Origin of the sequence: Azospirillum sp., assembly GCF_035627195.1 — a bacterium.
GTDB lineage: Bacteria > Pseudomonadota > Alphaproteobacteria > Azospirillales > Azospirillaceae > Azospirillum.
The window spans coordinates 44,854-60,179 of sequence record NZ_DASPMG010000046.1 but is presented as its reverse complement, the minus strand read 5'-3'; the positions used below and the strand labels follow the sequence as shown (position 1 = coordinate 60,179).

Genomic DNA, 15,326 nt, shown 5'->3' with positions numbered 1-15,326 from the left:
AGGAACCACACCTCCGCCTCCCACCCGCGGGCGCGCAGCAGGCGGGCGAGGCGGACCAGCGCCTCCTGCGCGCCGGCGTGGTTCATGAACGAGGCGACGCAGATCACGCGCTGTCCCGTCATCGCAGGACCTCCGTTCTTGGGGCCTGCCGGGTGGCGGCCTTGTGCCGAGCCGCCCAGCGGCCGAGGTAGAGGGCGTTGACCGTGAAGATCAGCCAGGCGATGTCGCCGTGCTGGAGCAGCACCCGCTCGGTCACGCTGTAGACCAGCAGGAAGACGACCACGACGAAGTACCAGGCGTGCCCGGGCCGGCCGGTGGCGACCATCGCCGCCGCCGCCTGGCGCAGCGCCACGGCGACGACCACGGCCAGTGCGCCCAGCCCGGCGAACCCCAGCTCCAGCCAGACGTCGAGATAGCCGTTGTGGCCGTTGCCCATCAGGCCGCTGCGGTAGCTGAGGGATTCATAGACCGCCGCCGCCCCCGTCTCCGTCCAGAAGGAGCGGTAGCCGGCGCCCAGCAGCGGGTTCTGCCAGCCGGCCTCGATCGCCATGGCCCACAGCGTGGTGCGCCCGGTCAGCGTCAGGTCGCGCCCGCTGAGCTGCAGGATGGGGTCGAGCACGGCGCCGACGAAGACGGCGCCCAGCACCACCGCCAGCCCCACGCCCAGCACCCGCACGGCGCGCGTCATCCGCCGCCGGCCCAGCAGGTAGGCCAGCGGCAGCGAGCCCATGGCGGTGATCAGCGACAGCCACGCCGTGCGGGAGTCCGACATGAACAGCGGCAGTGCGGCGAGCGGGATGCCGATCCAGCTCAGCGACTGCCAGGACGAGCGGTCGCGCCGCAGGAACCAGAAGACGATGATCGCCAGCGCCATGACCCGGCCCAGCGAGTTCTTGTGCAGCAGCAGGCCGCGCCACAGCCCGGCGAAGTTGGCGACGGTGTGCTTGCCGATCGACGGCACGGCCAGCGCCGCGACGATGCTGCCCACGGCGACGATCAGCATCGCCCAGCCCAGCAGGCGCAGGAAGCGGGCCGGCGGCAGCCGGCAGGCGAGGCAGAACGCCAGCATCAGCGTGAGCGCCAGCGCCGTCGCGCGGCGGAACGTCACCTCCGGCGTCGCCGACCACGTGGCCGAGAGGAGCGCCAGGCCCACCAGCGCCACCAGCGGCCAGTTCTGCCGGGCAAGGCGCGCGGCCTCGCCCAGCCGGCCGACCAGCAGTGCCGCGGCGATCACGTAGACGGTGCCCGACAGCAGCTGGAAGACGGGGTTGCCCTCGCTCAGCTCCTTGTCCGCCGTGCTGTCGACGTAGAAGGGGCCGAGCGCGCCGCTCATCAGCAGCAGGGTCAGGATCAGGAAGACCGTCTCCGCCGTGCCGGCCAGCCCGCGCTGTTCGCGGGTCGGGCCGGTCCGGGTGGCGGTGCGGATGGCGGTGTGGTCGGCGCTCCGGAGAGCCGCGGGCGGAGCGGAGCGCGGGCTGGCGGCAAGGCTCATGGCGCGGCCTGCCGCCCGTCCATGGCGCCGCCGTCGATGGTGATGGCGCGCAGCCGGGAGGTGGCGCCGTAGCCGCGGACGTCCGACAGGTACTCCATGGACTCGCTGCCGTAGACGGCGGCCTTGCCCAGGTCGACGTTGGACAGCACCACGCCCAGGCTGGCGGCCCCCGACTGCGCCAGCCGGTCGACCGCCATCTTCAGGACCGAGCGCTTGGTGCGCAGCCAGCGCGCGGCGACGACGCAGACCTGGACGTGACGGGCCAGCACGCGCGCGTCCGGCACCGCCAGCACCGGCGGGGCGTCGATCAGCACGATGTCGAAGCGCCGCGCCGCCAGTTCGATCAGGTCCTGCATGCGCCGCGACTGCAGCAGGGCCGAGGTCTGGATCGTGGCCGCCCCGGCGGAGATGAAGACGAGGCCGGACTTGGAATCCTCGGAAATCGTCTCCTCCAGCGTCGCCGACCCCTCCAGGTATTCGGCAAGGCCGGCCTTGCGCGGGACCTTCAGCAGGCGCGCGATGGCCGGGCGCCGCAGGTCGCAGTCGATGACCAGCGCCCGCCCGCCCATGGCGGCGCACAGCCGGCCGATGGAGGCGACCAGCGTGCTCTTCCCCTCGGCCGGCAGGGCCGAGGTGACGAGCACGGTGCGCCCGCGCGGCCGGTCCGCCGCGGCGATGTCGATGGACACCAGGATGTGCTTCAGCGCCTCGGCGTAGGGCGAGAAGTGGTGGTCGAGCACGTGGTCCTGCGGCGGGCGGGCGGCGAAGCCGTGCGCGGGCAGGCGCGGCACCAGCCCGAAGCAGGGGCGGCCCAGCAGCTCCTCCACGTCGTCGTGGCCGGCGACGCCGCGGCGCACCAGCTCCCGCCAGCCCACGACGACGAGGCCGAGGACGAGCGAGCCGGCGAAGGCGGCCATGAGCAGCAGCTTGGTCTTCGGCCCCGTCGGGCGCGACGGCACGAAGGCGGAGTGGATGACCCAGGCGTTGGACTGGTTGGTGCTGCCCTGCTCCATCTCCTCGTAGCGTTCCAGGAAGCGCTTCAGCACCAGCCGGCTGGCCTCCGCCTCGCGTTCCAGGGCGCGCTGCTCGGCGGCGGTGGCGCCGATCGCCTGCACCTTGGCGTGCAGCCCGGCCAGGGTGGATTCCAGCGCGCGCACGCGGCCGGCCGCCATGGCGGCCGCCGTCTCGACCTGGGTGTAGAGGTCGGCGGCCTCGCGGTTCACCTGGTTGGAGACGATGGAGATTTCCGAGCGGATGTTGCGCACCCGCGGGTGGGAGGTGCCGTAGCCGCTGTTGGCCTCGGCTTCCGAGGCGCGCAGGCGCGTCTCCTGCTCGCGCAGGGAGTCGGCGAGCGGCGAGCGGATGACGCCGAAGATGCCGCGCGGGCCGAACTGGCGGATCGCGGCCTCGGCCCGGTCGCGCTGGGCCAGGAAGCCGGCGGCCTCCGACTGCGCGCGGGCGAGCTGGGCGTTGCTTTCGGCGATCTGCGCCTGGATGAGGGAGAGGTTGCTGCTGTCCGGGGCGCTCTGCGCCTTGAAGGCTTCGAGCGCCTCCTCCTGGCGGCGGACCTGGGCCTGCAGCTCCTCCAGGCGCTGGGACAGCCACAGGCTGGTGGCCTGCACGGCCTTGATGCGGTTGTCGACCTGCTGGGCGAGGTACATCTGCATCAGCGTGTCGACGATGCGCCGCGCCAGTTCCGGATCCTGGGAGGTGAACAGCACCTCCACGGCGCGGGAGCGCTCGATGGGCCGCACCTTCAGGGAATCGAGCAGCGCCTCGGTGGCCGGGTCGGTGCGGCCGCCGGACGATTCGAATTGCGGCAGGCCCATCCATTCGATGATCGTCCGCTTCGCCGCGCGCACCGCGCCGCGCACGGCGGCGATGGCGCGCGTCAGCGGGTCGGGCTCGCTGGCCGCCTCGGTCCCGGTGAAGCCGGTGCGGGCGGCGACGCGGCCGGCCAGCTCCGGCGAATAGAGCACCTGGATCTCGTTGTTCACCGACACCGATTCCGGCTTGATCGTGAACAGCGACTGGGGATCGAAGGCGGTCGGCTCCGACGGTGCCACCATCAGCGAGCCGGCGGCGGTGTAGTAGGGCGGCAGCGACAGGACGATGTAGGCGGCCGGCACGGTGACCGCCGTGACGATGGCCATCAGCAGCCAGATGTTGCGGCGCAGCATCTTGAACAGCTGGTGCATGCCCAGCGTCGGGCCCGATGCGCCGGGCGAGGCGGGAAGGTCGCCCAGGTCGATGGTGTCGGGCAGGAAGGTCTTCATGCGCGTTCTCCCGCGGCTTCGTCCCTGGAACCCCGGCGTGCGCCGCCGCAGCCGGACATCACGTCGAGGTAGGCGTCGACGGCGTTGTCGACGGAATGGCGCCACGCCTTGGCCCGCGCTGGCTCCACGTCGGGCCGGCCGTCCAGCGTGGCGCGCAGCGCGAGGCTCAGCGCCTCGGCGTCGCCGACGGGGACCAGCCGGCCGAGGCGCCCGCCCTCCAGCAGATCGCGCGGGCCGACGGTGCAGTCGCTGGCGATCACCGGCGTGCCGCAGGCCATCGCCTCGATCAGCACGGTCGGCATGCCTTCGGAAACCGAGGCGAGGACGAAGACGGCGGCCCTGGACATGACGGCGAAGGGGTTGCCGGCGAAACCGGGCAGGGCGACGTCGCCGGCCACGCCGAGGTGGGCGGCGAGGTGTTCCAGCGCCGCGCGGTCCGGCCCCTCGCCCAGGATCATCAGGCGCGCCGGCCGCTCGCGGCGCAGCAGGGTGAAGGCGCGGATCAGCGTGCCGAAGTCCTTCGGCCAGGCGAGGCGCCCGCACGACACGATGACGGGGGTGGATGCGTCCGCGAACCAGGGGTGCTCCACCGGTTCCGCGGCGCGTCGCAGCAGGTCGTCGGAGACGACGGCGTTGGGGACCACGGCGATGCGCCGGGGGGGCAGGCCGGTGAGGGCGGCCAGCTCCTCCGCCACGCCGCCGGACACGGCGACCACCGCGTCGGCCGCGCGGTAGGCCAGCGGGACGAGGCGGTGCGCCAGCCGCACGGCCGCCGTCCTGGCGTTGCGCCGCGCCTGTCCGGGCTGGCTGTGTTCGGTGAGGATGACGGGGGTGCCGGTGCCCGACAGCGCGCGGGCCAGCACCGCGGCCACGTTGACGTGCGGCAGCGCCGCGACCAGCGCCGCCGGGCGCGTGGCGCGCAGGTGGCGGGCGACGGCCGGCACCGCCGCCAGCGTGCGTCCGGCACCCAGCGGGACGACGCGCACGCCGGGATCCACGGCGGACCGATAGGGGCCGACCGGGTTGACCAGCAGCAGCTCCACCGCCCGCCCGCGCCTGGCCAGCCCGTTGGCGAGCTGCAGCATGACGCGCTCCGCTCCGCCGCCGTTCAGGTCCTGCAAGAAAAGCGTGATCGGCTGCATGCTGTTTTCTTTCGAAGCCAGTTCGTTCCTCAGTAAGCGTTCTCGTCCTTGAAGATGATCATCGCGGTGCGGGCGATGATGTTGAGATCCAGGAGCATCGACCAGTTGTCGATGTAGGCGAGGTCGTACTCCACCCGCCTGCGGGCCTTTTCCGGCGTGTCGATCTCGCCGCGCAGTCCATTGACCTGCGCCCAGCCGGTCATGCCCGGCAGGACGCGGTGGCGGGCGGCGTATTCGGCGATCAGCTGGTCGTAGGGCACGTGGCCCACCCGCATGGCCACGGCGTGCGCGCGGGGGCCGACCACCGACATCTCGCCGCGCAGCACGTTGAAGAGCTGCGGCAGCTCGTCCAGGCTGAAGCGGCGCAGCCAGCGGCCGAGCGGCGTCACGCGCGGGTCGCCGCGCACGGTGCGCAGGCCGCCCGACGGGTCGCTGCGGTCGGCGTACATGGTGCGGAACTTCCACACGCGGATGACCCGGTTCTTGAAGCCGAACCGCTCCTGCTTGAAGAAGACCGGCCCGCGGTCGGTCACCACGATCGCCAGCGCGATCAGCGCCATCAGCGGCGCGGTGAGCAGCAGCAGCCCGCCGGCCAGCAGCAGGTCCTCCGCCCGCTTCGTCACCGCGTTCCAGCCGACCAGGGGGCGCCGGGCGACGTGCAGCATCGGCAGGCCGGCGAAGCGCAGCGTCGCCACGGCGCCGGACGGGACGTCGCGCGGGTCCGGCAGCAGCCAGACGTCCACCGGCAGGCGGCACGCCGCCTCGATCGCGGCGCGCAGGTCCGGGCCGGACGCCCACGGCAGGGCGACGATCACGTCGTCCACGGAATGCTCGCGCAGGTGCCGGGGGAGTTCGTCGAGGCTGCCCAGGACCGGCTGGCCTCGCACGGCGGCGGGCGGCGTCCCGGTGCCGTCGGCGAAGACGCCGACGATCTGAATGGCCGCCGGGCCGCGCGCGGCGAGGCGGTCGAGGACGCCGCCGCCCGCCTCCCCGGTGCCGACCACCGCGACCCGGCGCGCGAAGCGGCCGGCGCGGCGCCAGCCGGCGATCTCCTGCGCCCACATCCGCCGCACCAGCAGCGTGCCCAGCGCCACCATGACGAACCAGACCGCCACCCGGTCGCCCGGCCAGCCGCCCGACCGGGCGAGCCAGCGATCCACCGCCAGCAGCAGCACGGCCGCGACGCCGCTGCCCAGCAGCAGCGCCACGATCTGGTCGGCGAAGCGGTCGAGCCGTTCCAGGCGGTAGAGGCCCAGCAGCTTGAAGGCATAGAGGCCGGCCATGGCCGCGGCGGCGACCGCCGCCGCTTCGCCCGCGCCGGCACCGGGCGGGGCCGGGGGGGCGACGGTCGACCACGCCACCTTCGGCCCGACGAGTGCGGCCGAGGCCAGCGACAGCACGATCAGGTCGCCGGCCAGCACCAGCGCCTGCGCCGCCAGCCCGGCGGAGCGCAAAGGGCCGTCGGCGCCGGGCGGCGCCTGATCGCCGGGGACGGAGACGGATACGGGCGATGTCGCCCGTTCCTCTTTCCCTGTTGTTTTCTGTATTTGGCCGCACACAACCGTTGTGCCGCCCTCAAGTCGAGAGCTGGCGTTGGAGCGGCGCCCATTCATATCGAATGCAGCCATTGTGGCCTTCTCGGAACAGTTGCGTAGTCGGCACGGCTGTCCTTGCTTCCGAGATGACGGGTGATTTCTTCGCCGAAAACAGTGCGGCATTCGCACAGGCCGGTAAATTCGCAATGCGACGGTCCGTCATCGTGCGGAGTGGGTGTGCGGCCGTACCGAATTCGGCCGATGCCTTGCCGCCGTCACCGCGCCGGTCACCCCCGTTCGGCGGATGGCTACGGGTTGGGAGTCCTAAAGGTAGCGGTATGTACAGGTAGGGAGTCCCAAACGGAGAGAAATTCGCCTTTCGCGGTCGGGGACGGCACCGGCGATGCCCCCGTCGGGCGCAGGCCTACATCCCTCGAACGCCTTGCGGGTGCTGGCCGCGCCAAGATATCGAATGAGGTGGCAATACAGCGGTGGCGTTCCTGGAGTCTACGGCCTTTAGCGGGAATGAGATATGAGAGTCACCGAAAAATGCCTCAAATATAGCCCTCACTGGCTCAGTGCGTGTTTCGCTATGGTCCTGGCCACAAGCAATGCAGCGACATGCATGGAGTTCGACGTGAACGAAATTCTTTTCTCGAACGTGACGCCGACCCGATATCTGTGGGTCTCCCCGACCGGCAACAACGCCAACAGCGGCTCCGAGTCCGCTCCGCTGCGGTCGATCCAGACGGCGCTCGACAAGGCGACGCCGGGGACCGCGGTGATGGTGAAGGCGGGCACGTACGACGGCAACGTGCGCTTCTACAACAGCGGCACGCCGGACGCCCCGATCCAGCTGATCTCCGCCGACGGCGCCGGCAAGGCCACCATCCGCGCCACCGACCAGAGCGTGTCCACCGTCAAGGGCCTGGGCGTGCACGACATCGTCGTGAAGGGCTTCACGGTCGATGGTGCGAGCAACTCGAACGGCATCCAGTTCTCGCAGCAGGGCAGCGACTTCTCCAAGCTGGTGAAGAACGTCGTCATCCGCGACAACACGGTGCTGAGCAGCGGCCAGGACAGCATCAAGATCTCCCAGGCTGACAAGATCTGGGTGGTGAACAACCACACCAAGGGCTCGGGCGGCCAGGGCATCGACTTCGTCGCCACCAATGACTCGGTGCTGGCCTACAACCACATCGAAGGCGTCACCAGCGACAACGCGCTGACCGTCAAGGGCGGCTCCACCCGCGTGCTGGTGGAAGGCAATCTGGTGCACGACGCCGACGTCGACGCCATCAAGATCGGCGGCTGGACGGGCGTGGAGTTCTTCCGTCCGGGCTACGACACCTACGAGGCCAAGGACATCCAGGTCATCGGCAACGAGGTGCACTCGGTCGGCCAGCGCGCGCTGATGTTCATCGGCGCCCAGAACTCGATCGCCACGAACAACTTCCTGCACCCCGAGAACAGCTACGGCGCCACCGTCGAGCTGGCCCGCAGCTCGATGTACCACGACGTGTTCAACACGAAGAACATCACGCTGAAGGACAACGTCTTCGAGACGACGAACTGGCTGCGCGTCAATTCGGGCCAGGGCGAGGGGCTGGTCAACACCAGCAACGACACCGACGGCGTGTGGTCGGGCACGGCCGGCTCCATGCCGACGTCGCCGACCCCGACCCCGACGCCCACCCCGGCGCCGACGCCCAGCACCGGTTCGGTCGGCACCTCGGGTGCGGACAACCTGGCGGGCACCACCGGCAACGACACACTGTCGGGCCTGGGCGGCAACGACACCATCAGCGGCCAGGCCGGCGACGACCTGATCAAGGGCGGCTCGGGCAACGACGTGCTGGACGGCGGCACCGGCTACGACACGCTGGACCTGTCGGACGGGACGGCGGCGGTGAAGGTGGACCTGCTGGCCAAGACGGTGACCGGCGGGACGGGTTCGGACAGCGTGACCATGTTCGAGCGCGTGGTCGGCAGCGGCTTCAACGACACCATGAGCGGCGACGACGCCACCAACGTCCTGCTGGGCGGTGCGGGCAGCGACCGTCTGGTCGGCCGCGGCGGCGACGACAAGCTGTTCGGCGAGGCGGGTGCCGACACCTTCGTGGTGGACAAGCTGGGCACCGGCACCGACCGCGTCGTCGACTTCAAGGCGATCGAGGACAAGATCGACCTGACGCCGATGATCGACGTGCTGAAGGCCGCGGGCAAGACGCTGCCGGCCAACGGGCTGAGCTTCGTCCAGGTCGGCACGAGCACAGAAGTGCGCGTGGACGTGGACGGCCCGACGGGCGCGGGCGCCTCGCAGACCGTGCTGACGCTGGACAACGTCACGTCGTCGGCGCTGAAGGTCGGCACCAACGTCATCGCGCCGGGCCTGGGGACCACGACCACCCCGACGACGGGCGGGACGGCGACGAACACCATCACGGTGAACGCGCATTCCAACTTGGCGGGCGGCGTCGGCGGGCACTTCAAGGTGCTGGTGGACGGCAAGCAGATCGGTGAGGCCACGGCCAACACCACCACCTCGCAGCCCTACACCTTCAAGGCGAGCCTGACGCAGGACGCGGCGCATAAGATCCAGGTGCAGTACGACAACGACGCCGTGGTCAACGGCGTGGACCGCAACCTGCACATCAAGGGCATCGCCGTGGACGGCAAGGCCATGGCCTCCACCGCCACCGGCGTCACCTACGACAAGTACGCCCTGGACGGCCAGGACGTCATCCCCGGCCAGACCGGCATGTGGTGGAACGGCACGCTGACGTTCAACCCGACCAAGGACTACTTCCACGCCTCGGCGCCGGTGGCGTCGGCGGCCCCGGCGGAAGCCGGTTCGGTCGACCTGTGGAACCACGTGGCCATGCAGCAGGCGCCGGCGGTCTCCGCCGAGGCGGTTGCGGCCCAGGCCACGACCTTCGACGCGGCGGCGCTCAATGCCCTGCACGCCGACCCGCTGTTCGATCAGCACGACCTGTCCGGCACCAACGCCGGCTAACGGGTCAACGGTTCGGCACACCTTCGGGGGCCGGCAGCGCGCGCTGCCGGCCCCTTTCCTTTTGCCGGGAAAGCAAGGCCGACAGGCCGGCCGCCAGGGCGAAGAAGACCACCAGCCACACCACGCGCGACTGGTAGCGGTCGCGCACGCTGGACAAGGCGCCGGTGATGAAGGCGTTGCCCGCCAGCCCGGCCAGGATCACCACGAACAGCGCCGTCCCGTGCCGGTCGCCCCGGCGCAGGAACCACGCCAGCCCCGCCACCGCCGCCGCGGCGCCGGCCAGCGTCAGGGGGCCGTGCAGGCGGCGGATGGCGTCGATGGGGAGCCGCCCGGTGCTTTGCAGGGATGCCGTGTAGGCGGCGTGGCTGGCGGGGAAGTGTTGGCGGATGCTGGGGTCGGGCTGCACGTCGGCGCCGAGGAAGGGGTGCAGGCGGTCGGCGCTGCGGGCGGTGACGAACTGCGTGGCGAAGTTGCGCAGCGCCGCCAGGGCCTGCCGGCCGGGGTAGGCGGCCAGCGTGCCGCGGATGATCTCCCCCGCCTCCTCCCGCACCGCCTGCGGGCCGCCGGCCTTGTAGAGCGGGCTGTCCGTCTTCCACAGGAAATCGTTGGAATCGGGGGTGATGCCGTCCAGGTAGGGGCACAGGCGGTAGGGCTTGGCCGGGCAGGCGTCGGCGAGATAGTCGCGGGCCGGGCCGTCGCTCAGCATCCGGGCCAGCAGGAACAGGTCGCCGTCGCGGGCCATTCGCGCCTCCCCATGCGCGGCCTTGGTGACGGAGACCATGGCGACCACCGCCAGCACCACCGGCGCCGCCAGCGCCAGCCCGGCGCGCAGCGTCTCCGCCACCGGATCCCGCCGGACCAGCCGCACCGCCAGCACCACCAGCAGCAACCCCGCCGCCAGCGGCACGTGCGAGAAGTGGACGGCCACGGCGCCGGTGGCGAGGAGGACGAGGTACGCGGCCTCCACCCGGCTCAACCGGTCCAGGCAAAAGCCCAGCAGGAAGGCGGCCAGGACCAGTACGGAGGTGAAGACGTCGGGCATCAGCTGCCCGGCGTGCCAGGGCAGGCTGGTGCCGACGGTGAGCAGCGCCGTGACGGCGGGCGTCCACCATGGTCCCGCGCCGGGCACGGTGGTGCGGAGGACGAGGTGCAGCAGGTGCGCGACGATCAGCGCCTGCGCCACCACCACCGGCCACAGCGTCACGCCGCCGCCGTGCAGCGGCATCATGAACAGGCTGTAGAACACCGGCCGGTTGCCCCCGGCGAAGCCCTGCAGCGCCTGGGCGATGTAGGTCCCGGTGTCGCTGAACACCAGCGGGAAGCCGTTGTACAGGGCCGGCAGGCAGAGCAGCGCCGCGGAGAGCGCGAGCGCCGCGACGGTGGCCGCGACGGTGGCCGGGATGGTGGCCGGGATGGTGGCGGTCCGGTCGGGCATGGCCGTTCCCCTCCTAACGGTCCGGCATGGCCTGCGCGGGGCCGTGGAAATCGCGGACCAGCGGCAGGCCGGCGATGGCGGGCAGCAGGTAACGCAGGGTGCACAGCACGCCCAGCGCCGCCGCCGTGCCGGCGTCCATGAACGGCTGGAACAGCAGCACCAGTGCCGCGTCGCGCGTGCCGATGCCGCCGATGGTGACCGGCAGCAGCCCGACCAGGATCGCCAGCGGCGCCAGCGACAGGCAGGCGAGGAACGGCACCCCGGCGCCCAGCGCCACGGTGAACAGCCACACCTGTCCCAGCGACAGCAACCAGATCAGCAGCGACAGCCCGACCACCGCCGCCGCCCGCCGCCGATCGCCCCAGAAGCGGCCGATCACCCCGCCCCAGGCGTCGGCCAGCGCCGTGACGCGGCTTCCCGCCGTCGCCGGAAGGCGGCGCGCGGCGGCGAGGAGGGCGATGCGCGTCACCCCGGCCCAGGTCAGCGCGACCAGCCCGGCGGCGAGCAGCGCCGCGACCACGGCCAGCGCCGGAGCGCGGAACGGCACGGCGGCGCCCGCCGCGAGCAACCCGAACAGGCACCACAGCAGCAGGGCCACCGTGTCCCATCCCTTCTCGGCGACCACCGTCGCCACGGCGTGGGCCAGGGGAAAGCCGCTGCGGCGGCTGAGCGGGTAGGCCTTGGCGATCTGCCCCATGTTGGACGGCAGGATCAGGTTCAGCGTGCCGGCGATCAGCACCAGCCGCACCGCCTCCCCCAACCCGATGCCGCGCCCGGCGGGGAACAGCAGGGTGAAGCGCAGCGCCATCACCACGGTGATCGGCACCGACACCGCCAGCCCCGCCGCCAGCCACAGCGGCGAACTGCGCGCCAAGCTGCCGGCCACCGCCCCCGGATCGACCTGCGCGTAGAGCGCGGCCAGGATCAGCAGGCCGACGGCGATGTGCACGGCCCGTTTCATGGAGCCACGGTCCGGAAGAACGGCTTAAGGCCCCTCTCCCCTCGCGGGAGAGGGGTTGGGGAGAGGGGGCATGGCGGCTGGAAAGCCGCTGACGAGGGCATTTTGTCCGGGCATCCGCCCGAAACCACCCTCTCCCCAACCCCTCTCCCGTCAAGGGAGAGGGGCTTCTTTCGTCCGGTGCGCGCCATGTCGGTTGCCTCACGCCGCGCGGTCGGCACCGCCGCGGCCCAGCGGACGGCGGGCGGACGCCTGCATCTCCGCCTGCCGCAGCTCGGCCTGGCGCAGGCGGTAGCGGATCTCCTCCAGCAGCACGCGGTTGACGGAGATGAGGTCGGCGATCATGCCGACGACCCAGATCAGGAAGCCCATCAGCAGCAGCACCGCCGCCAGGATCAGGCTGGGGATGTGGTAGGTCGGCCCTTCCTCGATGGCGAAGAGGATCAGCCAGCGGATGCCCAGCAGCATGCCCAGCGTGACCGGCACCCCGCCCACCAGCAAAAACCAGCGCAGCGGGCGGTAGATGCTGAAGATCCGCAGGATCACCAGCAGCGACCGGGTGACGTAGGTGCCGATGCTCTTGACGAGGCGCGACGGGCGCAGGTCGCCGTTGACGCGCACCGGCACGGACAGCGTGGCGATGCCGCGCTGGCCGGCCTGGATGATGGTCTCCAGCGTGTAGGTGTAGCCGTTGAAGACGTTCAGCTGCATCGCCGCCTCGCGGCTGAAGGCGCGGAAGCCGCTGGGCGCGTCCTGCACACTCGTGCCGCTGGTCGCCCGCACCACCCAGCTGCCCAGCTTCTGCAGCAGCTTCTTGGTGCGCGAGAAGTGGTCGATGTTGTCGATGGGACGGGCGCCGATGACGATCTGCGCGCGCCGCGCCAGGATGGGGGCCACCAGCTTCTCGATGTCGGCGGCGCAGTACTGGTTGTCGGCGTCGGTGTTGACGATGATGTCGGCGCCGGCCCGCAGCGCCGCGTCCAGCCCGGCCATGAAGGCCTTCGCCAGCCCCTGGTGCGCCGGCAGCACGACCACGTGGTCGACGCCGCAGGCCCGCGCCACGTCCACCGTGCGGTCGGTGGAGCCGTCGTCGATCACCAGCCATTCCACACGGTCGACGCCGGGGAGGGAACGCGGCAGCTCCGCGCAGGTGACGGGCAGCGCCGCCTCCTCGTTGAAGCAGGGGATCTGGATGATGACCTTCATGCCGTACTCCCGCCGGTTGACGCCGGGTTGACGCCGATGGGGAGCATTGTCCGCGCCGCCCCGGCGGCGGGCTAGGCATCACTTCGGCGCAGCGATCCTCACTTTGGGGAATGCCGGAAATGCGTAGCGGACGGTAGGCGGTGCGGGCGGTGGGACAAAAATCCTGCGCCCTGCGCGTAAATAGCAGATGCGCAGTGTAATATTTTTCTGATTGACGGAAATTCACAGGAATAATAGAACAAAAGCACGCGCCGATTTGAGCCATCAGCTTGCGGGCGCGCTAAAAATGCAGCTAAAGCGCGTGGGCATTCCCCGCCCAGTCGCCGGTAGCGCAACGGGCGGGGGCCGTTCCCCGCCTCCTGGAAAACAACAGCCCGCCCGGCGCCGCCCGGGTGCGGGAACGCCGGAGGTACGCCATGATCCTGTCCAAGTCCCTGTCCCGCCGCTTCGTCCTCGCCGCCGCGCTGGCGTCCGGCGTCGCCGCCGCCCTGCCGGGTGCCGCCCGCGCCGCCGGCAAGGTCAGCGAGATCCGCCTCGACTACGCCTATTACAACCCGGTCAGCCTCGTGCTGAAGGAGAAGGGTTTCCTGGAGGAGGAGCTGAAGAAGGACGGGATCGCCGTGCGCTGGGTGCTCAGCCTCGGCTCCAACAAGGCGCTGGAGTTCCTGAACGCCGGCAGCCTGGATTTCGGCTCCACGGCGGGGGCGGCGGCGCTGATCGGCCGGATCAACGGCAACCCGATCAAGTCGGTCTACGTCTATTCCAAGCCCGAATGGACGGCGCTGGTCACCGGCCCCAACGGCACGGTCGCCAAGGTCGAGGACCTGAAGGGCAAGCGCGTCGCCGTCACCCGCGGCACCGACCCGCACATCTTCCTGGTGCGCACGCTGGCGGCGCACGGGCTGACCGACAAGGACGTGAAGCTGGTGCTGCTCCAGCACCAGGACGGGCGGCTGGCGCTGGAGAAGGGCGACGTGGACGCCTGGGCCGGCCTGGACCCGCTGATGGCGCAGGCGGAGCTGGACAATGGCGCCAAGCTCTTCTACCGCAACGCCGCCGCCAACACCTGGGGCATCCTGAACGTGCGCGAGGAGTTCGCCAAGGAGAACCCGGAGCTGGTCGGGCGCGTGCTGCGGGCGTACGAGAAGGCGCGGGCCTACGCGCTGGCCAACCCGGCGGAGCTGAAGACCACCATCGCCACCGCCGCCCGCCTGTCGGAGCCGGTCGCCGCCCGCCAGCTGGAGCGCACGGACCTCAGCCACTCCGCCATTGGCGACACGCAGAAGGGCACCATCGTCGAGGCCGGGCTGGCGCTGCAGCAGGCCGGCGTGCTGGGTGCCGACGTGAACGTGAAGGCCGCCGCCGACGCGCTGATCGACCCGAGCTTCGCCAAGGCGCTGACGCAGTGACCGTGATCGCCGAGGAAGCCCGCAACGGCTCCAAACCCTCCCCCGCCGTGGCGGGGGAGGGGGGGCGGGCGACGGCGAAGGCCGGGTGGGGGGCCGTGTCCGGCACGGCCCTCGCCCTCCTCGTTCCCGTCACCCTGGCTCTGGGGTGGGAGCTGGCGGTGGCCCAAGGTTTGGGCAACGGCCGCCTGCTGCCGCCGCCGTCGCGCATCCTCGCCACGCTGTGGGGGCTGGCGAAGTCGGGGGAGCTGACCACGCACGTGGCCGCCACGCTCTGGCGCGTCGGCGCGGGGTTCCTGTTCGGCGTGCTGGCGGGCACGGTGCTGGGGGCGCTGACCGGCTATTCGACGCTGGCGCGCCGGCTGCTGGACCCGATGCTGCAGGCGCTGCGCTCCATCCCGTCCATCGCGTGGGTGCCGCTGTTCATCCTGTGGTTCGGCATCTTCGAGACGTCCAAGGTCATCCTCATCGCCGTCGGCGTCTTCTTCCCCATCTACCTCGCGCTCTCCGGCGCCATCCTGGGGGTGGACCGCAAGCTGGTGGAGGTCGGGCGCATCTTCCGCCTGTCGGGGTTCGAGCTGGTGTGGCGGGTGCTGCTGCCGGCGACGCTGCCCAGCTACGTCATCGCGCTCCGCGCCGGGCTGGGGCTGGGCTGGATGTTCGTGGTGGCGGCCGAGTTCATGGGGGCCAGCGAGGGGCTGGGCTTCCTGCTGACCGACGGGCAGATGACCGGGCAGCCGCAACTCATCCTCGCGTCCATCGTCACCTTCGCGGTGCTGGGCAAGCTGACCGACGGGCTGCTGGCGGCGCTGTCGCGCCCGCTGCTGCGCTGGCAGGATTCCTTCAAGCCGGAGGCATGA

10 protein-coding genes and 1 riboswitch are annotated in these 15,326 nt (G+C 71.3%); of the genes, 3 read left to right on the top strand and 7 right to left on the bottom strand.

Annotated features, from left to right (window positions below; genetic code table 11):
• Positions 1 to 118: 118 nt before the first annotated feature.
• Genes VED21_RS04220 through VED21_RS04205 form a run of 4 tightly spaced genes read right to left on the bottom strand, consistent with a single transcriptional unit; the run spans position 119 to position 6,364 of the window.
• On the bottom strand, positions 119 to 1,492 hold the full coding sequence (locus tag VED21_RS04220; RefSeq protein ID WP_324881067.1) for an O-antigen ligase family protein: 1,374 nt from the start codon (positions 1,490 to 1,492) through the stop codon (positions 119 to 121).
• Entirely contained in the window at positions 1,489 to 3,768 is a 2,280-nt protein-coding gene (locus VED21_RS04215; protein WP_324881066.1) for a GumC family protein, read from the bottom strand. Before VED21_RS04215 ends, VED21_RS04220 begins: the two co-directional genes overlap by 4 nt.
• On the bottom strand, positions 3,765 to 4,910 hold the full coding sequence (locus VED21_RS04210; RefSeq protein ID WP_324881065.1) for a glycosyltransferase: 1,146 nt from the start codon (positions 4,908 to 4,910) through the stop codon (positions 3,765 to 3,767). Before VED21_RS04210 ends, VED21_RS04215 begins: the two co-directional genes overlap by 4 nt.
• A gap of 29 nt (positions 4,911 to 4,939) precedes the next feature.
• The gene (locus VED21_RS04205) at positions 4,940 to 6,364 is read right to left on the bottom strand and encodes an undecaprenyl-phosphate glucose phosphotransferase (protein ID WP_324881064.1); all 1,425 of its coding nucleotides are present in this window, start codon (positions 6,362 to 6,364) and stop codon (positions 4,940 to 4,942) included.
• A 718-nt stretch (positions 6,365 to 7,082) separates the two neighbouring features.
• Here VED21_RS04205 and VED21_RS04200 point away from each other — a divergent pair.
• Positions 7,083 to 9,461, top strand: coding sequence for a carbohydrate-binding domain-containing protein (locus tag VED21_RS04200; RefSeq protein ID WP_324881063.1), 2,379 nt, complete (start codon positions 7,083 to 7,085; stop codon positions 9,459 to 9,461).
• Between the two features lie 4 nt (positions 9,462 to 9,465).
• Here the strand turns inward: VED21_RS04200 and VED21_RS04195 are convergent, their stop codons facing one another.
• The 3 genes from VED21_RS04195 to VED21_RS04185 all read right to left on the bottom strand — a co-directional run bounded on the left by VED21_RS04195 (position 9,466) and on the right by VED21_RS04185 (position 13,060).
• A complete protein-coding gene (locus tag VED21_RS04195; RefSeq protein WP_324881062.1) occupies positions 9,466 to 10,896 on the bottom strand; it encodes a hypothetical protein in 1,431 nt (476 codons plus the stop codon).
• 13 nt (positions 10,897 to 10,909) lie between these two features.
• Entirely contained in the window at positions 10,910 to 11,857 is a 948-nt protein-coding gene (locus tag VED21_RS04190; RefSeq protein ID WP_324881061.1) for a lysylphosphatidylglycerol synthase transmembrane domain-containing protein, read from the bottom strand.
• A 198-nt stretch (positions 11,858 to 12,055) separates the two neighbouring features.
• On the bottom strand, positions 12,056 to 13,060 hold the full coding sequence (locus VED21_RS04185; RefSeq protein ID WP_324881060.1) for a glycosyltransferase family 2 protein: 1,005 nt from the start codon (positions 13,058 to 13,060) through the stop codon (positions 12,056 to 12,058).
• Positions 13,061 to 13,298: 238 nt separating this feature from the next.
• Positions 13,299 to 13,375, top strand: a riboswitch (SAM riboswitch).
• A 101-nt stretch (positions 13,376 to 13,476) separates the two neighbouring features.
• Between VED21_RS04185 and VED21_RS04180 the strand changes: the two genes are divergently transcribed.
• Together VED21_RS04180 and VED21_RS04175 are read left to right on the top strand one after the other, a co-directional pair.
• On the top strand, positions 13,477 to 14,469 hold the full coding sequence (locus tag VED21_RS04180; protein ID WP_324881059.1) for an aliphatic sulfonate ABC transporter substrate-binding protein: 993 nt from the start codon (positions 13,477 to 13,479) through the stop codon (positions 14,467 to 14,469).
• On the top strand, positions 14,466 to 15,326 hold the full coding sequence (locus tag VED21_RS04175) for an ABC transporter permease (RefSeq protein ID WP_324881058.1): 861 nt from the start codon (positions 14,466 to 14,468) through the stop codon (positions 15,324 to 15,326). Before VED21_RS04180 ends, VED21_RS04175 begins: the two co-directional genes overlap by 4 nt.